At 37.0% G+C, this 20,332-nt stretch carries 25 protein-coding genes; 1 reads left to right on the top strand and 24 read right to left on the bottom strand.

The window, feature by feature from the left end; all coding sequences use genetic code 11:
• The first annotated feature begins 143 nt into the window (after positions 1-143).
• On the top strand, positions 144-536 hold the full coding sequence (locus PRVXT_RS02550; RefSeq protein WP_350345091.1) for an integrase core domain-containing protein: 393 nt from the start codon (positions 144-146) through the stop codon (positions 534-536).
• Positions 537-833: 297 nt separating this feature from the next.
• On the opposite strand, the gene PRVXT_RS02545 is transcribed toward PRVXT_RS02550, so the two are convergent.
• The 24 genes from PRVXT_RS02545 to metK form a co-directional block, all read right to left on the bottom strand.
• Positions 834-1,685, bottom strand: a complete 852-nt coding sequence (locus PRVXT_RS02545) for a flagellin (RefSeq protein ID WP_350344134.1) — start codon at positions 1,683-1,685, stop codon at positions 834-836.
• A 186-nt stretch (positions 1,686-1,871) separates the two neighbouring features.
• A complete protein-coding gene (locus PRVXT_RS02540; RefSeq protein ID WP_350344133.1) occupies positions 1,872-2,024 on the bottom strand; it encodes a hypothetical protein in 153 nt (50 codons plus the stop codon).
• Positions 2,021-2,482, bottom strand: a complete 462-nt coding sequence (locus tag PRVXT_RS02535) for a hypothetical protein (protein WP_350344132.1) — start codon at positions 2,480-2,482, stop codon at positions 2,021-2,023. Before PRVXT_RS02535 ends, PRVXT_RS02540 begins: the two co-directional genes overlap by 4 nt.
• Before the next feature lie 1,995 nt (positions 2,483-4,477).
• Positions 4,478-5,908 (bottom strand): flagellar filament capping protein FliD, encoded by a 1,431-nt coding sequence (gene fliD / locus PRVXT_RS02530; protein WP_350344131.1) that lies wholly within the window; start codon positions 5,906-5,908, stop codon positions 4,478-4,480.
• A 15-nt stretch (positions 5,909-5,923) separates the two neighbouring features.
• On the bottom strand, positions 5,924-6,268 hold the full coding sequence (locus PRVXT_RS02525; RefSeq protein WP_350344130.1) for a flagellar protein FlaG: 345 nt from the start codon (positions 6,266-6,268) through the stop codon (positions 5,924-5,926).
• A gap of 94 nt (positions 6,269-6,362) precedes the next feature.
• A complete protein-coding gene (gene csrA / locus PRVXT_RS02520) occupies positions 6,363-6,590 on the bottom strand; it encodes a carbon storage regulator CsrA (protein ID WP_350344129.1) in 228 nt (75 codons plus the stop codon).
• Positions 6,590-7,006: a flagellar assembly protein FliW gene (gene fliW / locus PRVXT_RS02515; RefSeq protein ID WP_350344128.1), complete on the bottom strand. Its 417-nt coding sequence runs from the start codon at positions 7,004-7,006 to the stop codon at positions 6,590-6,592. Before fliW ends, csrA begins: the two co-directional genes overlap by 1 nt.
• Before the next feature lie 73 nt (positions 7,007-7,079).
• Entirely contained in the window at positions 7,080-7,970 is an 891-nt protein-coding gene (gene flgL / locus PRVXT_RS02510; protein ID WP_350344127.1) for a flagellar hook-associated protein FlgL, read from the bottom strand.
• Between the two features lie 11 nt (positions 7,971-7,981).
• Positions 7,982-9,571: a flagellar hook-associated protein FlgK gene (gene flgK, locus PRVXT_RS02505; RefSeq protein ID WP_350344126.1), complete on the bottom strand. Its 1,590-nt coding sequence runs from the start codon at positions 9,569-9,571 to the stop codon at positions 7,982-7,984.
• Positions 9,572-9,584: 13 nt separating this feature from the next.
• Positions 9,585-10,082 carry a flagellar protein FlgN gene (locus PRVXT_RS02500; RefSeq protein ID WP_350344125.1) on the bottom strand — a complete coding sequence of 166 codons (498 nt, stop codon included), beginning with the start codon at positions 10,080-10,082 and terminating at the stop codon, positions 9,585-9,587.
• Between the two features lie 2 nt (positions 10,083-10,084).
• Entirely contained in the window at positions 10,085-10,366 is a 282-nt protein-coding gene (gene flgM, locus PRVXT_RS02495; protein ID WP_350344124.1) for a flagellar biosynthesis anti-sigma factor FlgM, read from the bottom strand.
• A 104-nt stretch (positions 10,367-10,470) separates the two neighbouring features.
• On the bottom strand, positions 10,471-10,866 hold the full coding sequence (locus PRVXT_RS02490) for a hypothetical protein (protein WP_350344123.1): 396 nt from the start codon (positions 10,864-10,866) through the stop codon (positions 10,471-10,473).
• 13 nt (positions 10,867-10,879) lie between these two features.
• A complete protein-coding gene (locus tag PRVXT_RS02485; protein WP_350344122.1) occupies positions 10,880-11,563 on the bottom strand; it encodes a ComF family protein in 684 nt (227 codons plus the stop codon).
• A gap of 204 nt (positions 11,564-11,767) precedes the next feature.
• On the bottom strand, positions 11,768-12,691 hold the full coding sequence (locus PRVXT_RS02480) for a polysaccharide deacetylase family protein (RefSeq protein ID WP_350344121.1): 924 nt from the start codon (positions 12,689-12,691) through the stop codon (positions 11,768-11,770).
• A gap of 68 nt (positions 12,692-12,759) precedes the next feature.
• A complete protein-coding gene (locus tag PRVXT_RS02475) occupies positions 12,760-13,311 on the bottom strand; it encodes a hypothetical protein (RefSeq protein WP_350344120.1) in 552 nt (183 codons plus the stop codon).
• 68 nt (positions 13,312-13,379) lie between these two features.
• Positions 13,380-13,523 carry a YvrJ family protein gene (locus PRVXT_RS02470; protein ID WP_350344119.1) on the bottom strand — a complete coding sequence of 48 codons (144 nt, stop codon included), beginning with the start codon at positions 13,521-13,523 and terminating at the stop codon, positions 13,380-13,382.
• A 57-nt stretch (positions 13,524-13,580) separates the two neighbouring features.
• Positions 13,581-13,796, bottom strand: a complete 216-nt coding sequence (locus PRVXT_RS02465) for a DUF2922 domain-containing protein (RefSeq protein ID WP_350344118.1) — start codon at positions 13,794-13,796, stop codon at positions 13,581-13,583.
• Between the two features lie 23 nt (positions 13,797-13,819).
• Positions 13,820-14,038, bottom strand: coding sequence for a DUF1659 domain-containing protein (locus PRVXT_RS02460; protein ID WP_350344117.1), 219 nt, complete (start codon positions 14,036-14,038; stop codon positions 13,820-13,822).
• A 55-nt stretch (positions 14,039-14,093) separates the two neighbouring features.
• The gene (locus tag PRVXT_RS02455; protein ID WP_350344116.1) at positions 14,094-14,579 is read right to left on the bottom strand and encodes a sigma-70 family RNA polymerase sigma factor; all 486 of its coding nucleotides are present in this window, start codon (positions 14,577-14,579) and stop codon (positions 14,094-14,096) included.
• Between the two features lie 255 nt (positions 14,580-14,834).
• Positions 14,835-16,499 carry a sensor domain-containing diguanylate cyclase gene (locus PRVXT_RS02450; RefSeq protein WP_350344115.1) on the bottom strand — a complete coding sequence of 555 codons (1,665 nt, stop codon included), beginning with the start codon at positions 16,497-16,499 and terminating at the stop codon, positions 14,835-14,837.
• A gap of 145 nt (positions 16,500-16,644) precedes the next feature.
• On the bottom strand, positions 16,645-17,121 hold the full coding sequence (locus PRVXT_RS02445) for a glycosyltransferase (RefSeq protein ID WP_350344114.1): 477 nt from the start codon (positions 17,119-17,121) through the stop codon (positions 16,645-16,647).
• A 54-nt stretch (positions 17,122-17,175) separates the two neighbouring features.
• Positions 17,176-17,841, bottom strand: a complete 666-nt coding sequence (locus PRVXT_RS02440; protein ID WP_350344113.1) for a response regulator transcription factor — start codon at positions 17,839-17,841, stop codon at positions 17,176-17,178.
• Entirely contained in the window at positions 17,810-18,988 is a 1,179-nt protein-coding gene (locus PRVXT_RS02435; protein ID WP_350344112.1) for a sensor histidine kinase, read from the bottom strand. Before PRVXT_RS02435 ends, PRVXT_RS02440 begins: the two co-directional genes overlap by 32 nt.
• Before the next feature lie 100 nt (positions 18,989-19,088).
• The gene (gene metK / locus PRVXT_RS02430; protein ID WP_350344111.1) at positions 19,089-20,276 is read right to left on the bottom strand and encodes a methionine adenosyltransferase; all 1,188 of its coding nucleotides are present in this window, start codon (positions 20,274-20,276) and stop codon (positions 19,089-19,091) included.
• Positions 20,277-20,332: the final 56 nt, after the last annotated feature.

Genomic DNA, 20,332 nt, shown 5'->3' with positions numbered 1-20,332 from the left:
TTGATTCTAAGCTTAAAAATGTATTAGATAGAAACTTCAACCCCAAAGCCCCTAATACAGTATGGGTAACAGATATTACTTATATCCCCACAATTACAGGATTTGTATATTTAACATCAGTAATGGACCTATATTAAAGAGCTATAGTAGGTTGGCATCTGTCAGATAGTTTATCTACTGCTGGGGTTGTTAAAGCCATTGAAAATTCTAAGAGAAATAATGTTTTAGATACTCCTGTTATTATTCATAGTGACAGAGGGATTCAGTATGTTTCAAAAGCATATTTAAAAGCAACTCCAGCTGAAAAGTTTATTCACAGCTATTCAAGGAAAGGTAACCCCTGGGATAATGCTGTAATAGAATCATTCCATTCTTTAATAAAAAGGGAATGGCTTAATAGGTATGTCATTAAAAACCTTATGCATGCTCATGAGTTAGTCTTTGAATATATAGATGCTTTTTATAATACTAAAAGAATTCACGGTCACTGTAAAATGGAGTCGCCCCATGAGTTTGAAAAAAAACATGCTATATAAATTAGATTACAGGTTTACTAAATTTAACTTGTCCTTTTTCTTGACATAGAACCAATGATTGAATGTCCTTCAATGAATGTAACAAAGTTCCTGTCTCCCTGTTATCTATATAAATTTATCAAAAAGCCAGAGAGAATAATTCCCCCTGGCTTAATTTTATGCTTTGAAGGTCGATCAACTCCTTAGGATATGTGTTGACCTGTTATCAAAATGTTATAAGAAAACTCCTAATCCTAATGCCATAGGATTAATCTACTAACCTAATTTTAGAAAAGTACTAAAACTGGTTCGCTTGATTTATCCAAGTAATTGAAGTACGTTTTGTGGAGCCATGTTTGCTTGAGCTAGCATAGCTGTAGAAGCTTGCTCAAGAATTCCTTGCTTAGTTTGCTCCATCATTTCAGCAGCCATGTCTACATCACGGATTCTTGACTCAGCAGCTTGTAGGTTTTCAGATGCATTATCTAGGTTAGAAATAGTATGCTCTAATCTGTTTTGAGCTGCACCTAGTTCAGAACGTTGTGCAGACACCTTTTCAATTGCACCTTGGATATTTTCGATTGCGCTTTCGAAGTTTGTGTGGGATAGAGCGTCTGCATCATCTCCTAAAACAGCTAATTCGTGGATTTCAAGACCTTCAGTGCCCATATCCTTGATTTCTAATGTCATTTTTTGATTTGCATTTGCACCTATTTGGAAGTTGATAGAGTCTCCATCGTCATCAGAATCAAGACTACCGTCTAAAAGTTCCTTTTCGTTAAACTCGGTGTTATCAGCTATGCGGTCTAACTCTTCTATAAGTTCATTCATTTCGTTTGCAATAGCTTCACGGTCGTTATCATGGTTAGTATCGTTTGACCCTTGAACAGCTAGTTCTCTCATTCTTTGTAGAATGTTGTGGGACTCGTCTAAAGCACCTTCAGCTGTTTGAATTAGAGAAATACCGTCTTGTGCATTTCTTGAAGCTTGGTTCAGACCACGGATTTGACCACGCATTTTCTCACTGATTGATAGACCAGCTGCATCGTCTCCTGCACGGTTGATTCTCATACCTGAAGAAAGTTTCTCCATTGATCTTGCACCAGCTTGTGTTGCATTACCCAGCTGACGGTGGGTGTTTTGCGCCATCATGTTATTGTTAATTCTCATTTTAAAATTCCTCCTTGAATTTGTTTTCGGGCGTCCTTGCCCACTTGTAGTTTGTGTTGCTTAAATCCCAAGCCGGCCGCAACCTGGAATTTAGCTTTTTTATGTTTCTATTATATTTATCGGGGGATTGCCTCAAAGCTTAAACTCCATTTTTAAGCTTTAATGCTAATTAAATCAGTATATATCTCATTTTTTATGTTTTTCTAGCTTTTTCTTTGTTTTTTGTTTTTTTATTGTTTTAGGATGGCGGATGGCTGGTTGCTGGTGATGGAAAGTAAAATTACAAATTATCCCTTGAATTCCCTGTCCCCCTGCCCAACTGTCTGCTGTTCCAATCAACTTTTCTTATCTAAAAAAAATGCTGGTTGTTGGGATTTTGCGTAGGCTTTGTGGACTTTTTTTCCTTGTTTTACTGTTTTTAGTTTGTGTTGTGAGCCTTTTGATCTTGATTCATAGTCTGAAGTTATTGTTTGATTTAGTTCCATTATTTCTTTTAAAAGTTGTTTGATTTTTTCCGTTAGTTCTTTTAGTTGAGAAAGCTGCTCTTTCGGCACTTTGTCCTCAAGGTTGATAAAATTAAATTCTTCTATTTTATGCTTTTCGGTTATATCTAATTTTGCCTGCTGCAGCTTTTCTGTTATGTCATCTATCTTTGTCATCTGTTTCTTTCTTTTTTCAATTATGTCTTCTACTTTGACTAGTTCGTCTTCTTTGAGTTGTTTTTGATCTATAAAGCTGCTTTTTAGTTGTAGGTATTCATTAAGAAGTTCGTTGTAAATTTCAATAACTTTTTCCATTTTTATTTTCCTCCTTGATGATAATGTCTTTATGGTTAATAATTTTTTTGTTCTCGCTAGTTTATTATTGAGTAGAGGTTGTTAACTTACGTTTTTAAGTTGTTGTATTTATAATACCATAATTATTATGTTTTAGAAAAGATAATAGTAGAGAGGAATTCATTCCCTGGATTGTGGTGGTGAACCTCAGGCCTATTCCATTTTAGCGGGCATGTCCGCAGGCAATGAATTACCTGCTACGGCGGTTAATTAGGTGATGTTTCTCCTGCTACGGTGGTTGATAGGAATGTTGTGTTTTCTGCCATGGTGTGTGGTGGATATGTTTTCCCCCTGCGTAGAGGGGAATTCATTCCCCGGGTTGTGGTGGTGAACCTCAGGCCTATCCCATTTCTGTGGTCATATTCGCAGGCAATGAATTACCTGCTACGGCGGTTAATTAAGGTGATGTTTCTCCTGCTACGGTGGTTGATAGGAATGTTGTGTTTTCTGCCATGGTGTGTGGTGGATATGTTTTTCCCCTGCGTAGAGGGGAATTCATTCCCCGGGTTGTGGTGGTGAACCTCAGGCCTATTCCATTTTAGCGGCCATGTCCGCAGGCAATGAATTACCTGCTACGGCGGTTAATTAGGTGATGTTTCTCCTGCTACGGTGGTTGATAGGAATGTTGTGTTTTCTGCCATGGTGTGTGGTGGATATGTTTTCCCCCTGCGTAGAGGGGAATTCATTCCCCGGGTTGTGGTGGTGAACCTCAGGCCTATCCCATTTCTGTGGTCATATTCGCAGGCAATGAATTACCTGCTACGGCGGTTAATTAAGGTGATGTTTCTCCTGCTACGGTGGTTGATAGGAATGTTGTGTTTTCTGCCATGGTGTGTGGTGGATATGTTTTCCCCCTGCGTAGAGGGGAATTCATTCCCCGGGTTGTGGTGGTGAACCTCAGGCCTATCCCATTTCTGTGGTCATATTCGCAGGCAATGAATTACCTGCTACGGCGGTTAATTAAGGTGATGTTTCTCCTGCTACGGTGGTTGATAGGAATGTTGTGTTTTCTGCCATGGTGTGTGGTGGATATGTTTTTCCCCTGCGTAGAGGGGAATTCATTCCCCGGGTTGTGGTGGTGAACCTCAGGCCTATTCCATTTTAGCGGCCATGTCCGCAGGCAATGAATTACCTGCTACGGCGGTTAATTAGGTGATGTTTCTCCTGCTACGGTGGTTGATAGGAATGTTGTGTTTTCTGCCATGGTGTGTGGTGGATATGTTTTCCCCCTGCGTAGAGGGGAATTCATTCCCCGGGTTGTGGTGGTGAACCTCAGGCCTATCCCATTTCTGTGGTCATATTCGCAGGCAATGAATTACCTGCTACGGCGGTTAATTAAGGTGATGTTTCTCCTGCTACGGTGGTTGATAGGAATGTTGTGTTTTCTGCCATGGTGTGTGGTGGATATGTTTTCCCCCTGCGTAGAGGGGAATTCATTCCCCGGGTTGTGGTGGTGAACCTCAGGCCTATTCCATTTTAGCGGGCATGTCCGCAGGCAATGAATTACCTGCTACGGCGGTTAATTAGGTGATGTTTCTCCTGCTACGGTGGTTGATAGGAATGTTGTGTTTTCTGCCATGGTGTGTGGTGGATATGTTTTCCCCCTGCGTAGAGGGGAATTCATTCCCCGGGTTGTGGTGGTGAACCTCAGGCCTATTCCATTTTAGCGGCCATGTCCGCAGGCAATGAATTACCTGCTACGGCGGTTAATTAGGTGATGTTTCTCCTGCTACGGTGGTTGATAGGAATGTTGTGTTTTCTGCCATGGTGTGTGGTAGGGGGTGTTATTTTCCTTGCGTGTTACGGTGTTTATTTTTTGGGGTAGGTTATGGCGTGAACTAGGTTTGTTGTTGCCTCTTTTGAGATTAGCCTTATTCTCTTTTGGTTTTTTCTAGCTTTATTTGTCAACCTAAAAGCCAGAACGCTGTTCGCGTTCTGGCTTTTAGGTTGACCATCTTACATTCCTACTAATTGTTGGTGCAGCCAATTCCCTTGACTGTGCATTTCATATAGTGCTTTTTCCATAGCAGTAAATTGTTTCCAATGGCGTTCTTCAACTCGTTCTAGTCTATCTTCCATACGGTCTATTCTATTATCAATATCCCTTAAAGACCGTCCAATATAACTAGTCCTATCTATTCCTTCACCCCGACCTGCTCTATGACCGATTCTATCCATAGAGTTGGTTAGAGAATCGTTAATTCCTTTTACGATACCGTCACTATTTTCATTTCCGCTAAAAAGTTCAAAAACACCTTCCGGATCTGATTCAATAGCCTCCCTTAACTTTGTTTCATCTATATGAAGTATACCACCCTCGCGATAGTCTCCTGTAGTTATCCCAATTGCAGATAAACTATCGAACTCTCCTTCCATTCTTTCAGAGGTTGCTCTTCTTAGGCTGTGTACACTTTGGTTTAAAATTGCGTCATTTCTTAAATGTCCGGTTCTAGACAATTCCTCCCACTGCTCTATTTCTCTATCAGAAAGTTGTTCTTTCTGCGTGTCTGTTAGCGGCGGATAATCACGATGTATCGGTTCTTTAAGCTTTTCATTAGTGTTTAAAAGCAACTTATTATACTCTTCAACAAAGTTTTCGATTTGTTCATACATATTATCATGATCAAGGCCTACATTTACGGTAGTTTCACCCGTCTCTGTTATAGAATAGTTAACCCCTCCAAAGGCAAATTCATTTTCAGAAGGATTAAGTGTAAATCCATTAATTTGTACCTCAGCATCATTACCAGGTCTAACACTAAAAAATTTATCTGCTTCATTTACCCCTGAAATAGGCTGACCATCTAGGCTAATTGTAATTTCACCTTCGCCGGTATCATTGGAGCTTAAAAAAAGCCTGTCCTGTCCACTGTCATAAAACATTTGAACATTAGCATCTGATTCATTAACAGCGGTTATAAATTCTTCTACGGTGGTTTCTGAACTTACTTCTATTTCTGCACCGTTTATTGTAACAGTACCCTCAAATCCTTCTTCCATAAAGTTGGTTTCTGATAGCTTTACTTCATCCAAGCTCTGCCCTTCCTCTATGCCCATAACATCACTTTGAGCATGGGAACGTTCAGCAAGTTTATCTGCTTTGACCCGATAGTGTCCGTCTTGGGCATCTCTAGTTGCAGAAGCTGTGGCTACATTCTCGTTAGTTGAGGATGTTGCCCTCTGCATCATATTGCTTCTACGGGTCATGTCATTAACAGTATTTCTAAAAGCAAACATTTGAGAATTAAGTTCCCGGTAGTCTTCTTGCTTCCATTCTAGGACTTGTTTTTGCTGATGAAGTCTATCTAGAGGCATTCTTTCTGCTTTCATAATTTGTTGCAACATATATTCGGTATCCATACCACTACCCATTCCACCAATACGCATTTTACTCACTCTCCCCTATACTTTTTTATCTACGATTATGCCCACCATTTCCAGCATATTTCCTACCAAATCTAATATTTCTTCAGGAGGAATTTCCCGTATAATCTCTTCAGTTTCTTTGTTTAGCACTCTTACCATAGTTCTGCTTAAGGTTTCATGAACCTCGAATTCCAAGCGCTTATCTACCACTTGCACCGTTTCATTTAGCATATCCACAGCTTGCTCAGTATTTTCCACCATATTGGGAATTTCCATCTTCTGATTTTGTTGGCTATATTGATTCTGTTGTGTATGTTCTTTATTTTGTTCTTTTTTTATATCTTTAATTGCAGATATTGAGTTAGTTGTTTCCACCTTCATAGTATTATCTCCTCCTAAGTTTTGTCACTCTGTTATTAAATATATCGAAATATTAAAGCAAAACTTAAGAGTTATTCTGTATTTTTTTGGTACTTTAGTCTTTTCGTAATTTTTTTAGCAGCATTTTAATATCTCCTCGATGGTCTAGAGCTTCTTGATTTTGTCTTTCTATTTCTTTATGAACCTCTGTTCGGTGTACCGATACTCTTTTAGGTGCTTTTATTCCTATTTTTATTTTATCACCTTTGCTTTCGATGATTTCAACCTCAATTTCATCATCGATTGTTATACTCTGTCCCACCTTCCTAGTTAGCACCAACATTACTTAAGCTCCTTTTTATACAAAGGATATTTTATGGATAGCTTTTCGTCATTAAGTACTAGTTGTTTGCCTTGTAACGTTTGATGGTTGATGATAACAGGTGCCCTTAAATTAACTGTTGCCTTGGTTATATCCTGAGGTAGGTTGACTATAGAAAGGGTTTCCACTTGATCTGGTTTAGTTACACCGATATCTTCAAGTTGTTCTAACTCGACATTGACCTTATAGTTAACAAACAACTGGGGTCTAGTTACCAAAAACTCCACCGTAGATTCTTGACATGATTGCAGCCAATAAAATATCCCTTCGCTACCCGGTTCTTCTAAAATTATATATTCCTTTAGGTGTTCAAAACCTAATAGTCCTTTAGGGAAATTTATTATTGTTTGTTCTCTAATTTTTTGAGCAGCTTCCATATTTAATCACTCCATCTATTAGTCGCTAAAGTTAACAGTAAGACGCACAAAGTGCGTCTTAAAGTATTTATTACTATCTTAAAAAGTCTACAAGACTTGGCTGAATTATTCTAGCTGTAACATTTAGGCTAGCTTGATGTAATGCTTCTATATTGGATAAGTGCATGATTGATTCAGCCATATCCACATCCTCTATGTCGGATTTAAATTTTTTAAGGTTAATATCTCCATCCAACATTCTACTTTCTACAAGATCTAGTTGGTTTACTCTAGCCCCTAAATCAGCTCGCTGCATTAATAAATTATCCTTGGCACCCTGCATCGTGTTAAAACCACTTTCTATATCTTCTAAAGAATCCTGTTCCAATCCATCCCTTACTTCAATCAATCCATTTAGTATAGGTTCAAAAATCATTTCACCATCGGCCCCTGCGTTAATACTTTGCCCAACTCCCAGTTCAAAGTTTCGCGGCTGACTATTGGCGTTAAAATTGACTTCTTCAATTTTACCATCGTCCCTGTACACAGCTTCAAAAGGCTGCTCTGTGCCTGTACCTGAGAACAAGTATCTGTTGGAAAATTGAGTGTTAGAAGCATCAAATACATCATTTAATATTCCATTTATTTCTTCTGCCATCATTTCTCTCTGCTGAGGATCATATGTGCCATTTTTACCCTGGATTGCAAGCTCATTGGCCCTATGTAGTGCTTGTCCTACATTATCCAACGCTTCATCACTGTACTCCAAAAGGGAACGAGCCATATCTACATTTTTTTTATACTGTTCCATTTCGTTAATTTCTGTACGAATACGCAAACTACGAACCACATCACCTGGATCGTCTGAAGGCTTGTTTATTCTTTTACCCGTAGACACCTGTTGTGTTACCTCATTTAACCTTCGGTTGTTACGGGATAAGTTGTTAAGCATGTTTTTCATAAGATAATTACTGGTTACTCGCATTTATCTTCCCCCTATCTTCCTACTATGCCTAAGCGATTTACTATAGTGTCTATCATTTCATCAATTGTGTTTGTAAACCTAGACGCCGCTACATAGCTATGTTGGTATTGAATCATTTTTGTCATTTCCTCATCTAAGGAAACTCCCCTAATCTGCTCTTGTCGCATATCAAACTGGTTGGCTAAAGCCTTTTGATTTTCCATCATTTGAAATGATTCGTCAGTCTCTATTCCTAATTCTGCTATCACTGAGCGATAGTATCCATCAAAAGTGACTTCAGTTCCCTGATGTTCCATAGCAAGCTCATGGCGTAACTCAGCCATGGCTTTTGCGTTTTCACCATCGCCTTTAGCAAAAACTAGTTCTCCCGATGCAATTTTCCCCTCTACATCGGTTACAATGTTTCCATCCACATCCACTAGCTCACCATCTTCATTGTAAGATAAAGGTTCAGTAGGATTCCCATCGCCATCTATTGGAGTTAAACTTTGAGGACCAGCTGCTGCAATTAAACTTAAATCCTCGTTAATTTCAGGGTTTATCGCCAGCGTAGAAATGTCATCGGTACCGACAAAGAAATCCTGACCTGAACTTCCATTTAAATCAAAACCTTGGCGATGTTGCTCGTTAATGGCCTCTGTATAACTAGTGGCATAGGTTTGAAGTTCACCTTGATAACGTTCAACTGCATCTTGGGAATCAAACATACCCTTGATTTTACCTTGGGTTACTTCTTCCCTGCTTATATCTACAAATTCTTCCTCTCCTGCAGGAACTACAGTTAAAATCCCTGGATCATTATCAGTAGTGTTATAAGATAACTCTGCTACTGAGTTCCCACTGCTTACAGTGTCAATCAACTGAATATCTTCACCATTTTCACTGGGAAAAGTAACAGTTAAATCACCGTTTGCATGTTCTATTACATTTACATTTAACACTTCAGTTAGGTCATCTATTAACAAATCTCGCTGGTCCATAAGGTCGTTAGGACTATCTCCCATAGCATTTATTTTAACAATTCGTTTGTTTAAGTCTTCTATCTGCTTTAGTGTAGAGTTTATCTGATTAGCTTCCGCCCTAATAGATTCGTCTAAGTCAGTGCTCACCTGCTCCAACTGCCTATCCATAGTTTGAAAAGTGTTGACCATCGATGTGGCAGATTGACGAACTAAAGCTCGTGAAGATAACTCAGTGGGCTCTGTAGTAAGTTGCTGCAAAGCAGACCAAAATTCATCCACCGTCTTCCTTAAACTACTGTCAGAAGGCTCATTAAATATAGCTTCGATTTGATCCATGGAGCTATATTTTTGTTCCCACTGAGATTGTAGGCTGTTTTCCAAGCGATACTGTGCCGCTATGTGACTGTCAAACTGTCTTTCAATGGACTTTATTTCTACACCACTACCAATTTGCCCAGCTCCTGTAGGTCTAACATTGGAAGGACTTGTATAGGGTCCTGTCGCAGAAGTTACTACTTCCTGTCGTGAATAACCTGGAGTGTTTGCATTGGCCACGTTATGACCTACCACATTAACTGCTGATTGTTGGGTCATTAACGCCCTACGAGACAACTCCAATCCTGAAAAAGTTGAACGCATAATTTTTCTCCTCCTATGCTTGTATATCCATGAATTTACCGCCGCTTCTTTTTTTATTCGGCTTTTTAGAATATGTTTTCTCACTATTTTGTTCGCCAGCTATATAATTTATTGAATACTGAACCATTTGTAAAGACTGCTCCAAAAGTTTTTTGTTAGTTTGATTGAGCATAGATAGCTCTGACAAAGATTTTCTAAGGTCATCGGTTGCTTTATCCATCCTCTGTTTTTGTTCTGGATTTAATAGAGGAACCAACTTATCTGTATCAACCTCCTCAACTGGAACGTTCATTTGCCCCGCCAATTGTTTTTGAAGGCTATATCGCTCTTGTTCCACGTCAGCTATTTCCTTTACTAACTTTGTTTCTATTTCCACAACTTCCTCCAGTTGCTCCATAGCATTTTGAACTAAGGTATCCCTCTTTTTTTCCGTTATTTTTAATAATTTCCCATAAAGGCTTATCTGCTCTTCCAGCTTATCCAACATTTTATCTAAATATTTTTGGACCATATTTATTTCCCCCAACTTTTAGATAGCATTTTTGCTGCCAATTCCTTTGTATCAACTTCATAGGTTCCTGTATCTAACTTTTCCTTTATAGTGTTAACCTTTTTTGTTCTAATATCGTCACCTTCGGCTAGAGCCTTTTTAGCAATCGATAAATCTTTTGCTTTTTGTGAAACATTTAAAGAAGCGGCCTTTTTTATCTCTCCATTTTTAAAATCACTCTCGTTTTTTATAGTGCCTTTTTTGTTATACGCCGCTTGCACGCCATTTACGCCTACAATCTTCATGAATTTTCCTCCTCAAAAATACAAGGTATTGTCATTATATTATATATATCGTTAAAAACAAAAAAAACTTAAAGGAATTTTGCAAGTTCCTTTAAGTTTTTTAGTTAATCTCTTTTAATCCTCTTTGAGTGATATGAACCAGCAAGCCTTTCTTCCCCTCTTTTGCCTCCAACCACACCGCGAATGTCACTTTCCAAACGAACTTTGCACTGCTCGCAGTACCTTCCACTGCTTATGGCTGTACCACAGCTCTCACAATCTAACAGTAAACTATCTTTGTTGATGTTTACCAACCTATCCTCTCTCAAAAACTTAATTATACGGTCTTCAGAGATTCCAGTAGATTCTGTTATGTCTTGAATCCCTGCTCCCGGATTGTCATATAGAAACTCTCGCACGATTTCATATTCTTTGTCCTCTTCGGCAACACACTTAGGACAAATACTCTTTTTTATTTTTCTGAACATTTTCCCGCATCTAGGGCAATTTGACACAGTCATAGATTTTCCCTCCTTAATTTGCTAGTGTAAATGCTGTTATTTCAATTGCTCCCGCACCCTTTAAAGCATTAGCACAGTGGAAAAGGGTGCTTCCTGTTGTATAAACATCATCTAAAATCAAAAGTTTTTTCCCTTTTATCTTATCTTTATTTACAACCGTTATCACCCCATCCCAGTTTTTAAACCTTTCTCTCCTATCTAAAAAACGCTGCGGTGAACGTGTATCATTTTTAACTAGGGAGTTAATATAAGGAATGTTGGTTTTTTTAGATAGCTTTTTTGCCAAAAGATAGCTTTGGTCAAACCCTCTTTCTTTTAATCCCTGCGCCGTCACAGGTACAAAGGTAATTAAATCTATATCTTCCATGATGTGATTGGGTAGAAAACTAACCGCTTTTTTGCTAAATCCCTCTGCTAAATAACGGTTATTTTTAAACTTAAATAGGTTTAAAGCTTCTTTCCAGTACCCTCTATAGGGGGCTAAAGCCATGACTTTACCAATATTAGGGGCCGGACATTTTCCTCCATGATATACCCTTCCACAACGATAACATATAGTTTCTAGGTTATAGTAATCGACCTCTTTATGACAACTGTTACATAACGGCAAGGATATATCTTCTACCTTAGTTTTACAACCAATACAAACAGTTATGCTGGGAAAGAAAGCAGAAAAAAGCTTGTCCTTTAAAATCATTAAACGACAGCACCTTTCCTCAATATTATATAGTCTTTCGACATAAATTTATAAATTCCTTCATAATATTCCTAAAGTCCTATATTTACCTTCAGAAGTTTTAATCATTAGGATTTCCTCTTCCCTACTAGAGACGTTTTTGTGTGAAAGCTAGAATTAAATAAAAAATCCCAAGCCTAGATGACTTTAGGATTAAGGTTTCGATTAATGCTGTTTAAATAATTCGTCAATAGTTACAAATTGATATCCCTCTGATAATAGCTTTTCAATAATCCAAGGAAGTGCTTCTAAAGTTACTTGATGCCCTTCATGGAGAAGAATTATTCCCCCAGGTTTTGTGTTGTTTACAACGTTCTCTTTTACTCGATTAGAACATTGTGCTTCCCAATCCCTGGGATCTACGCTCCACAAAACCACCTCAAATCCATGATCATAGGCCGCTCTAAGAGTTGTATCTGTATAAACCCCATAGGGAGGCCTAAAATATCTTCCTGCACTATAGTTGTCTATTATTCGTTCTGTTTTTAACATATCGTCTATAGTTTCAGAGTAGCTAAATTCTGAAAACCTTTGATGGTCATAGGAATGGTTTGCCACTTGATGCCCATTGTTTTGTATCTTTTGCAAGAAGTGCTTGTTGTTCTTTGCATTGGTGCCAAGAACAAAAAAAGTGGCAGAAACATCATATTTCTCCAAAATTTCAAGTTTCTGTGGCAAGGTTTGTGGATTTGGGCCGTCGTCAAAAGTTAAAGCCACTTTTTTTTCAGTAGTATCTATATGGTTTACTGGGATTTTTTTAGAATTTATTTTACTATCATCATCCTGTTTTTCTGAGTTAGCTTCAGTTTGTTTCTGTTTTTTAGTAACATCCTGTTGCTTACCTTTGTTTCCTCGGTCAGAAGAAATTTCCTTATTTGCTTTTTGAGGCTGAGGCTGCAAACTTTTATCCAAAACACTAGAATCTGCAAAAGACATATCTTCTGTTATAAATCTCATTGTTGAACTATCCCCTCTTTGCGCTACAAAAATATCGGTATTTTTTGAAGGTTCAATGGCCAAAAGTACCGCAACCAGTAACAAACCGGCAAAAACAAAAACTTTGATTGATTTTGTTCCACCTTGTTCCAAAACAATCCCCCCAAATCACTTCATGTTACACAGTATGAATAACCTGAGGGATTGTCACTAAATCATCATTAGCTTTCCATCAATTTTCTTATCAAATCTAGTTTGGCAGTATTGTATAAGGTTTCATCTACCTCCTTCACGTAAGGATTAATATAATGGCTCTGCCACTCTCTGTAAATTAATCTAGCATAAACTAAATGAATTTTTACTGTTTTAAATTTTTGTGTGGACATAACTTCATTGTTTCCAGTTAAAATAATTGCCGTACTGCCTTTTCTTTCTTGTATATCCTCTATAGCAAATAAGTTTATGTACCCTGTTGCTCTATCATTTGCAAACTTTGGTTTTATCATTCTAAGGGGAATAAGTAGCAAAGACGGCGTCAAGGGGAGGGGAAGTGAATTCTTTGCAGCCAACCTATGACTACAAAACTTTTTAAGAGCCGCCAAATCAGTACCTAAATAACCAGCTATGTTAGTTACTAAAGTATCCGGCTTGTTTTTTAAGATTAGAATCTCATCATTTAGATATACTTTTGTAACTTTTCCTATGCCATCTAGGTACTGTGGTTGTAAAGCTAGTAAGTTACTAGACATCTTCTCAACCGGTATTTTTTGCATACTTATTCCTCCTCGTAACTATATTTTACCAGAACATATGTTCGCAGTCAACTTTTTATGGTTTAAATTTACCTTTGGGCTGAAATTGTTTTTGCTAGTTCATATATACTTTCGGTTAGCCTTTCAACTCTTTTTTCCATCCTGACCAACAAATAAATGGTAATAGCTATGGGGAAACCAAAGTTTGCTATAGCATCACCTAAGCTTTCCATGGGGTCCACTCCTTTAAAAGATAATAAAAAAGGCAGGGGAAATCCCCTGCCTAAACTCTACAATATTTCTTCAATTTCTCTGGAAACTAGCCGTGCAGCTACTTTTCCCACAAGATCTCCTCCAGTACTGTCAAAAACGTTCTTTTGAATTATTTCGTCCATAACTTGTTCTACTTGCTCACTATCTACTGGTTGAATTGGGTCTCTCACTGACAAAGTGGTTTGGTTGCCTTCTTCGTTTCTAAATACAAGCTGCAAGTTAACTGTTGGCATCTAAATACCTCCTTTTAATTTTTTTACGATAGAGCATGCTCATCAACCCGTCTTACTTTTGCCAAAGGATGTTGTTGCAAAGATGAAAGGGCCACCGCTACATCATAGAACTCTTCGTCTAAAGACTCTACTTTTATTCTGCTATAACTTCTATTGATGTAAATGGGATTTCCCTCCTCGTCGGTGCCACCTTCATAACGCAGGCGCATACTAGTGCTTAAGGGCATCACTGTAATTGGCATATCATTCACCTCCTTCAATATACATTTGCAATTACAGGTGATTTTTTACCACACATTACTTTATTTTTTTCCTAAGGGCACTTACCCCTCTATTATGGTGCTTTACAACTGTTTGGTAGTTTATACTGAGATAATCAGCTATTTCTTTATAAGTATAATAATGAAAATACTTTAAAGTTAGAACTTGCCGTTGTCTACCAGAAAGCTTTCCAATGGCAGTTAATAACATTTTGGTGTTAAATTTTTTTTCAAATTGTTCAGCTGGTCCTCCCCAGTCAGACTCCTTTTGGATATTTATCTGAGTTGGTATCTCTCTGTTATTTTTTCTTATCCACTTTTTTACCTCCCCTCGAATCTTTGCCATCAGATAGTAATTGAGGGGGACACCTCTGCTTGAATCATACTCAGGGTAACTTTCAAGTATTTTAATTATGCAATTGTTATATACGTCCTGTTGATCCTGATAATTTATGCTGTAATGATTGATAAAGTAATAGATTCCTTTTTCCACCAAGCTAATTAAATCTTTATTGTCCTTCACTTTTTCTCCTATCCCAACCGGCTGTTTGTGTATTCCTAGGTAATTTAATTATGCCTAAAAGTGTAGGCAAAGAAAAAGCTGCAAATTTCCTTTTATAGTGACGGGTTTACCATAACATCTTGTAGCTTTATATAACTTTCATATTAGTTTTTAAAAACTTTACTTATGTTTTGACAAATCATTATTAAATTATAATCCCCGTGCTAACTGTTCTGACACAAAAATAAATGACAGAGATTTTTTATCTCTGCCATTTTATTTGTTAAAAACTGCCACTTTGGACTTTCCTTTGTATTTAGAACCGGTGTACATGGTACGATCAGCCTTTCGCATTAGATCTAAACTATCGTCTGCATCATTTGGATACTCTGCTATGCCAGCGCTAAAAGTTATTTTTTCAAATTTACCTTTACATTTAAACCTATAATTAGTCAAGGATTGTAAAACTCTTTTTCCCACCTTTTCCGCTGATTTTTTAGATGTTTTAGTAAAGATTATTACAAACTCATCACCGCCATAACGGGCTAAAACATCTTTTTTCCTAATAATATCTTTGAGAACTCCAGCTAGCTCTGTCAAAACTTTATTTCCTACTTCGTGACCGTAAACATCATTTATTCGCTTAAAATTATCCAAATCAATGACCATTAAACTGACAGGCTGATTGGACTGCATTGAGTTCTGCACCTCTAATTCCAAACGCTTTTGAAAATATCTGTAATTGTATGTTTTAGTCAATTCATCCACTTGGGTTAAGTTTTCCATTTGTTCATATAGTTTGGCATTATCCAAAGCTACCGCTGACTGAGAAGCGATAATCTCAAGAATCTGTAGTTCCTCATTATCTAATGTGAAGGGTTGATACTTAACAGCTGTCATGACCCCTATTGTTTTTCCACCCCTTGTTAAAGGAACTGATATCATAGCTCCTTTTTCTTGACCAGGGATGGTAAAAACCCTGTTATCTTTACTGGTATCCTTTATTAATATGCTTTTTTTACTTTGTGCTACTTTTCCTGTAATTCCCTGACCTAATGCAATATTTTGCTCCTGTAAAAACTCATCCATCTCGCCTTTGCTGTATACCGCCGTTAGTTCATCGTTATGCTTTGCTAAAAATATATAAAAAGAATCTAGGTTTAAAATTCTAATACATACATCTCCTATGGAGCTTAACGTTTTACTTACATCTAAATTACCGTTAATTTCCGCTGCAACAGTAGATAGACCTTTCATACGGGCATGTATGTTGTCTAACTTTTTATATAATCTAAAAATATATGAGGAAGTTATAATAGGTATAAATAATAGTAATCCACCAAAAAAGTTTATTTCTCTGTGCAAATAAGCCATCAATATTCCTGCAGGGACTGTTATAAGGTATGTTATCAAGTCCCATCTAGCATCTTTTACTATATTAAAAATTGTGTATGAAGGCTCCATTAATTTATATAAAAAGAATAAGCATATATGATTTAACAAAAACATCGCTGCTAACATCCCCATAATGGGCCAGGTATTTGCAAAGCTGATATCTCCCCAGTTTCCCCCGAGCAAGTGAAAAAGGTGATTAGATGCCAAAATTGTAATAGCAACCATTCCAATGTTAAATAAAACGTCGTGAATTTTTCTGCCAATTAAGAAAAACTGATTTATAAAAATGCCTAAAAGCAATGCCCATAAGGCGTAAAAAACATGTCCGAAAACAGAAAAGGCCCATAAAATAAAGATAAGTGAAAATGAAACATGCCCCTTAGGCAATGGTATATGAATCCTTTCTACTACCACAGCTAAAAAAGTAAAAAGAACCACTTCCAAGAAATGATCTCGTAAAGAGTACTCCGATAGTGCTGTAACAGTTAACAACCATGCCATTCCTGTAAAGGCTATAAACCACTTAAATCCTTTGAGCTTGTCCATAGAATCCCCCCACTAAATTCTTAATTTATTTTACCATACAGAAATTTTTATTACTAGACAATTACTATATTATTACCGAATTTTGTAACATTTTAATCATAAAAAAACTCCTCCCTTAAAGGAAAGAGCTTTATGCCTTTTATTATTAGTTTTCATTTGAACCAGAAAGTTTACAATTAGGATAACTAAAGTAAAATTTGATAGCCTTTTCTAGTTCTTCTAAGCTGCTAAAATCATCTTGGTCGAAAAGTATTACAACCTCACCATGGCACTTTTCTTTGCCATATTGGAGAATTTTGGAATAATTATTTTTTTTGCCATCGATCACTTTTAAAAAGGAATAGTTTCTAGCTAGTTGTTTAAGTATTTGCAATGTATTATCTTTAGAGCCTTTATCAATCACTACCACATCTGCCGGAGTTAAAGGATGCCTATTAAAATAGTTTTGATTTGCTAAATATCTTATAACTTTCTCAGCTTTTTCTTCCCAGTTACTGGTGATTAATAACACTGATAAATTGGCGTTTGATTTTTTTGTTGATAGTTTCTTTTCATAAATTGCATTAAGAATAGACCAAAATCCATACAAAGCTAATAGCAGTAAAATTATCTTTCCCATCATCAGCCTCACCTCTTGCTTTACTATATGCAAAAGTTAGGCTTATGTACCAAAAATTTATACCTCTACTAACCCTTCTTTTATTCCTTTTATAACCGCTTGAGTTCTATCATAAACCCCCATTTTTTTAAATAAACTACTTACATGATTTTTCACCGTTTTTTCAGTTATATTAAGGGACCACGCTATCTCCTTGTTGCTATTTCCCTTAGCCATTAGCTGATAAACTTCCCATTCTCGCTTGCTAAAATTGTACACTTGTTGAGGATCTTTTCTGCAATTAGGTTTTTGGTAAAGCTGTTTAAATCCTTTAAATATTTTTTTTGTAACTTTAGGTGAAATAAATGCATCCCCCGAATATACGTTTCTTACACCTGAGATTAATACCTCTTTCCCAGCATCTTTTAATACATAACCTTCTGCTCCTAAATTTACAGCTTTATATATGTACTCTTCACCGTCATGTATCGTAAGCATAATAATCTTAATTTCAGGAAAATCCTGTTTTATTTTTTCCGTAGCTTCTATGCCACTTAAAACCGGCATGTTTATATCCATTAGCAAAACATCGGGGTTGCAGTTTTTAACAATATCTATTGCCTCTTGTCCATTTTCTCCTTCTGCCACTATTTCGATATCATCTTCTCTTTCCAAAAGGTTAACTATCCCTGCCCTAATCATACCATGATCTTCAACCACTGCTACTTTTATTAAGTTCTTCATAATATTCCTCCCTATGATTTTTTATATCAATAACAACATTTATGGAAGTTCCTTTTCCAGGAGAAGACTTAATTTCAAATTCTCCTCCCAAAAGATTAACCCGCTCTTTCATTCCCAGAAGGCCAAATTTTTCAGCTTTTAAATCTCCTAGCACATTCTCTGGACAAAAACCCTTTCCATTATCTCTAATCAAAAGTGTTACTTTATTACTTAAATCTAATTTAATAATACCACGGGTGGCTTCACTATGTTTTAACATGTTTTGCACTGCTTCTTGTACAATTCTATATAAAGTCACTTCAATATTTTTCTCTATCTTTCTTTCTCCAAAAGACACAAATTCTAGCTGTACTTTGTTCTGTTCATTAAAATCTTCACAAAATCTGTTAATAGTAGGTACTAAACCTAAATCATCTAAGGTCATAGGCCTTAATTGATAAATTATTCTTCTAATTTCCGTTAAAATTTTTCTAGATTCGCTTTTAATGTTATCAAAGCACTCTTTTGTTTTGGTATGATTTCTGTTAACTTCATGTTCCCATATCTCGGCGCCTAAGGTTAGATTTGCTAAGCTTTGCGCCGGGCCATCATGTATGTCTCGCGCCAAACGTTTGCGCTCAATTTCTTGCGCTTCGATAATTTTATAACCTACATTTTTAGCTTGTTGAAAGTTAGCAAGTTGATGACGTACACTGTATAAGTTGTTTACCAGATAATCAAAAGCTGAAGAAACGTGGGCGGCAACCCTTTCTGCTCGCTGTACCATTTCCTTAATCGAGCTTAAACGTTGCTCTAGCTCATTGCGTTTTTCAATCAAGGCCTGCTCTTTCTGTCTAAGGCTGAATAGTTTAATATTTAAGTTATGGGCTACTTCATAAGCGGCCTGAATATTTTCCTGAGTGTGTTGTTCAAATCTTTTACTTACTTCCATCAGCCGTAATCTTGCTTTTTTTTCCTTTACTTCAGTTCTATCCACTTCGTCTATAATTTCATTAACTTCCTTTTTAATAGTAGTTAATTGTTGAACTACTATCGCTTCTTCTCCTCTAGCTTTTTCTGCTATCTCAAAGATATCACTTTTACCTTGTTCGATGGTTTTAACTACTCTATCAGTTATCTGATTTAAATCTTGGTTACAAAAATCCAAATATCTCACCTCTACTCCCTATGTCTTTTTCTACATATATCGTCAATTTCCTGCATAACCTTAGATATAAAAATAGCCCCAGCATTGCTGGGGCATCAGTCTATAGTCCTAATTCTTTTTTTAGCAACTCTGCTTTGTCTGTTTTTTCCCACGTAAAATCTTTTTCCTCCCGACCAAAGTGGCCGTATACAGAGGTGTTTTTAAAAATTGGACGGTTTAACTTAAGCTCTTTAATTATTGCCGCTGGTCTTAAATCAAAAACCTTCTTTACCGCTTCAATAATCTTTTCTGATTCTATTTTTTCGGTGCCGAAAGTGTCCACCATCAACGAAACTGGTTTTGCCACGCCAATTGCATAGGCTAGTTGTATTTCGCATTTTCTAGCAAGTCCAGCTGCCACAATATTTTTTGCTACGTATCTAGCTGCATAAGCTGCTGAACGATCAACTTTTGTAGCGTCTTTACCGGAAAACGCTCCTCCACCATGTCGTGAGTAACCACCGTAAGTATCTACAATAATTTTTCTGCCGGTTAAGCCTGCGTCACCCTGAGGTCCACCGATAACAAATTTTCCTGTTGGGTTAACAAAGTATTTTGTTTTTTCATCTAAATATTTTTCTGGGATTGTAGGTTTTATAATTTTATCGATAACATCTTCTTTAAGTTTGTCTAAGGTTGTTTCTGCACAATGCTGTGTTGAAACAACAACAGTGTCCACTCTGACAGGCTCGCCTTCTTTGTACTCAACGGTAACCTGAGTCTTGCCATCGGGTCTTAAATATTCCAGTTCACCTTTTTTTCTTTCAAAGGTAAGCTTTTCAGATAATTTATGCGCTAAAGAAATAGGTAACGGCATAAGCTCCGGGGTTTCATCACAAGCAAAACCAAACATCATTCCCTGGTCTCCTGCTCCAATTTCATCTTCTTTTTCTCCCCGTCCTTCTCTTAATTCTAATGCTTTATCTACCCCTTGGGCTATGTCTGGGGACTGTTCATCAATAGCAGTAAGAACTGCACATGTCTCACTATCAAACCCATACTTTGCCCTGGTATAGCCGATACCAGCTATGGTTTTTCTAACTATTTTGGGAATGTCCACGTAACATTTAGTGCTAATTTCTCCAGAGACAAGCACTAATCCGGTGGAAACTGTTGTTTCAGCTGCTACTCTAGCATCGGGGTCCTTTGCTAGAATCTCGTCCAAAATTGAATCGGAAATTTGATCGGCTATCTTATCAGGATGTCCTTCTGTTACCGATTCTGAAGTAAATAAATATTTTTTTGTCATTTGTAAAAACCTCCTCATATTATACTGGTTTTTACAATAAAAAACTCTAACTTTAA

This window comes from Proteinivorax tanatarense, assembly GCF_040267685.1.
Taxonomy (GTDB): Bacteria; Bacillota; Proteinivoracia; order Proteinivoracales; family Proteinivoracaceae; genus Proteinivorax; species Proteinivorax tanatarense.
The sequence above is the reverse complement of the archived record's forward strand: the minus strand, read 5'-3'. Positions and strand labels throughout refer to the sequence as shown.

Coding starts and splice junctions, on each gene's coding strand:
- PRVXT_RS02450 (WP_350344115.1), bottom strand. CDS start 16,499: ATGGACAAGCTCAAAGGATTTAAGTGGTTTATAGCCTTTACAGGAATG.
- PRVXT_RS02475 (WP_350344120.1), bottom strand. CDS start 13,311: ATGCAAAAAATACCGGTTGAGAAGATGTCTAGTAACTTACTAGCTTTA.
- PRVXT_RS02545 (WP_350344134.1), bottom strand. CDS start 1,685: ATGAGAATTAACAATAACATGATGGCGCAAAACACCCACCGTCAGCTG.
- csrA (WP_350344129.1), bottom strand. CDS start 6,590: ATGTTGGTGCTAACTAGGAAGGTGGGACAGAGTATAACAATCGATGAT.
- PRVXT_RS02445 (WP_350344114.1), bottom strand. CDS start 17,121: ATGATGGGAAAGATAATTTTACTGCTATTAGCTTTGTATGGATTTTGG.
- PRVXT_RS02470 (WP_350344119.1), bottom strand. CDS start 13,523: ATGGAAAGCTTAGGTGATGCTATAGCAAACTTTGGTTTCCCCATAGCT.
- fliD (WP_350344131.1), bottom strand. CDS start 5,908: ATGCGTATTGGTGGAATGGGTAGTGGTATGGATACCGAATATATGTTG.
- PRVXT_RS02465 (WP_350344118.1), bottom strand. CDS start 13,796: ATGCCAACAGTTAACTTGCAGCTTGTATTTAGAAACGAAGAAGGCAAC.
- flgM (WP_350344124.1), bottom strand. CDS start 10,366: ATGAAGATTGTAGGCGTAAATGGCGTGCAAGCGGCGTATAACAAAAAA.
- PRVXT_RS02525 (WP_350344130.1), bottom strand. CDS start 6,268: ATGAAGGTGGAAACAACTAACTCAATATCTGCAATTAAAGATATAAAA.
- metK (WP_350344111.1), bottom strand. CDS start 20,276: ATGACAAAAAAATATTTATTTACTTCAGAATCGGTAACAGAAGGACAT.
- fliW (WP_350344128.1), bottom strand. CDS start 7,006: ATGGAAGCTGCTCAAAAAATTAGAGAACAAACAATAATAAATTTCCCT.
- PRVXT_RS02500 (WP_350344125.1), bottom strand. CDS start 10,082: ATGGTCCAAAAATATTTAGATAAAATGTTGGATAAGCTGGAAGAGCAG.
- PRVXT_RS02535 (WP_350344132.1), bottom strand. CDS start 2,482: ATGGAAAAAGTTATTGAAATTTACAACGAACTTCTTAATGAATACCTA.
- flgL (WP_350344127.1), bottom strand. CDS start 7,970: ATGCGAGTAACCAGTAATTATCTTATGAAAAACATGCTTAACAACTTA.
- PRVXT_RS02440 (WP_350344113.1), bottom strand. CDS start 17,841: ATGAAGAACTTAATAAAAGTAGCAGTGGTTGAAGATCATGGTATGATT.
- PRVXT_RS02485 (WP_350344122.1), bottom strand. CDS start 11,563: ATGATTTTAAAGGACAAGCTTTTTTCTGCTTTCTTTCCCAGCATAACT.
- PRVXT_RS02490 (WP_350344123.1), bottom strand. CDS start 10,866: ATGACTGTGTCAAATTGCCCTAGATGCGGGAAAATGTTCAGAAAAATA.
- PRVXT_RS02460 (WP_350344117.1), bottom strand. CDS start 14,038: ATGCCAATTACAGTGATGCCCTTAAGCACTAGTATGCGCCTGCGTTAT.
- flgK (WP_350344126.1), bottom strand. CDS start 9,571: ATGCGTTCAACTTTTTCAGGATTGGAGTTGTCTCGTAGGGCGTTAATG.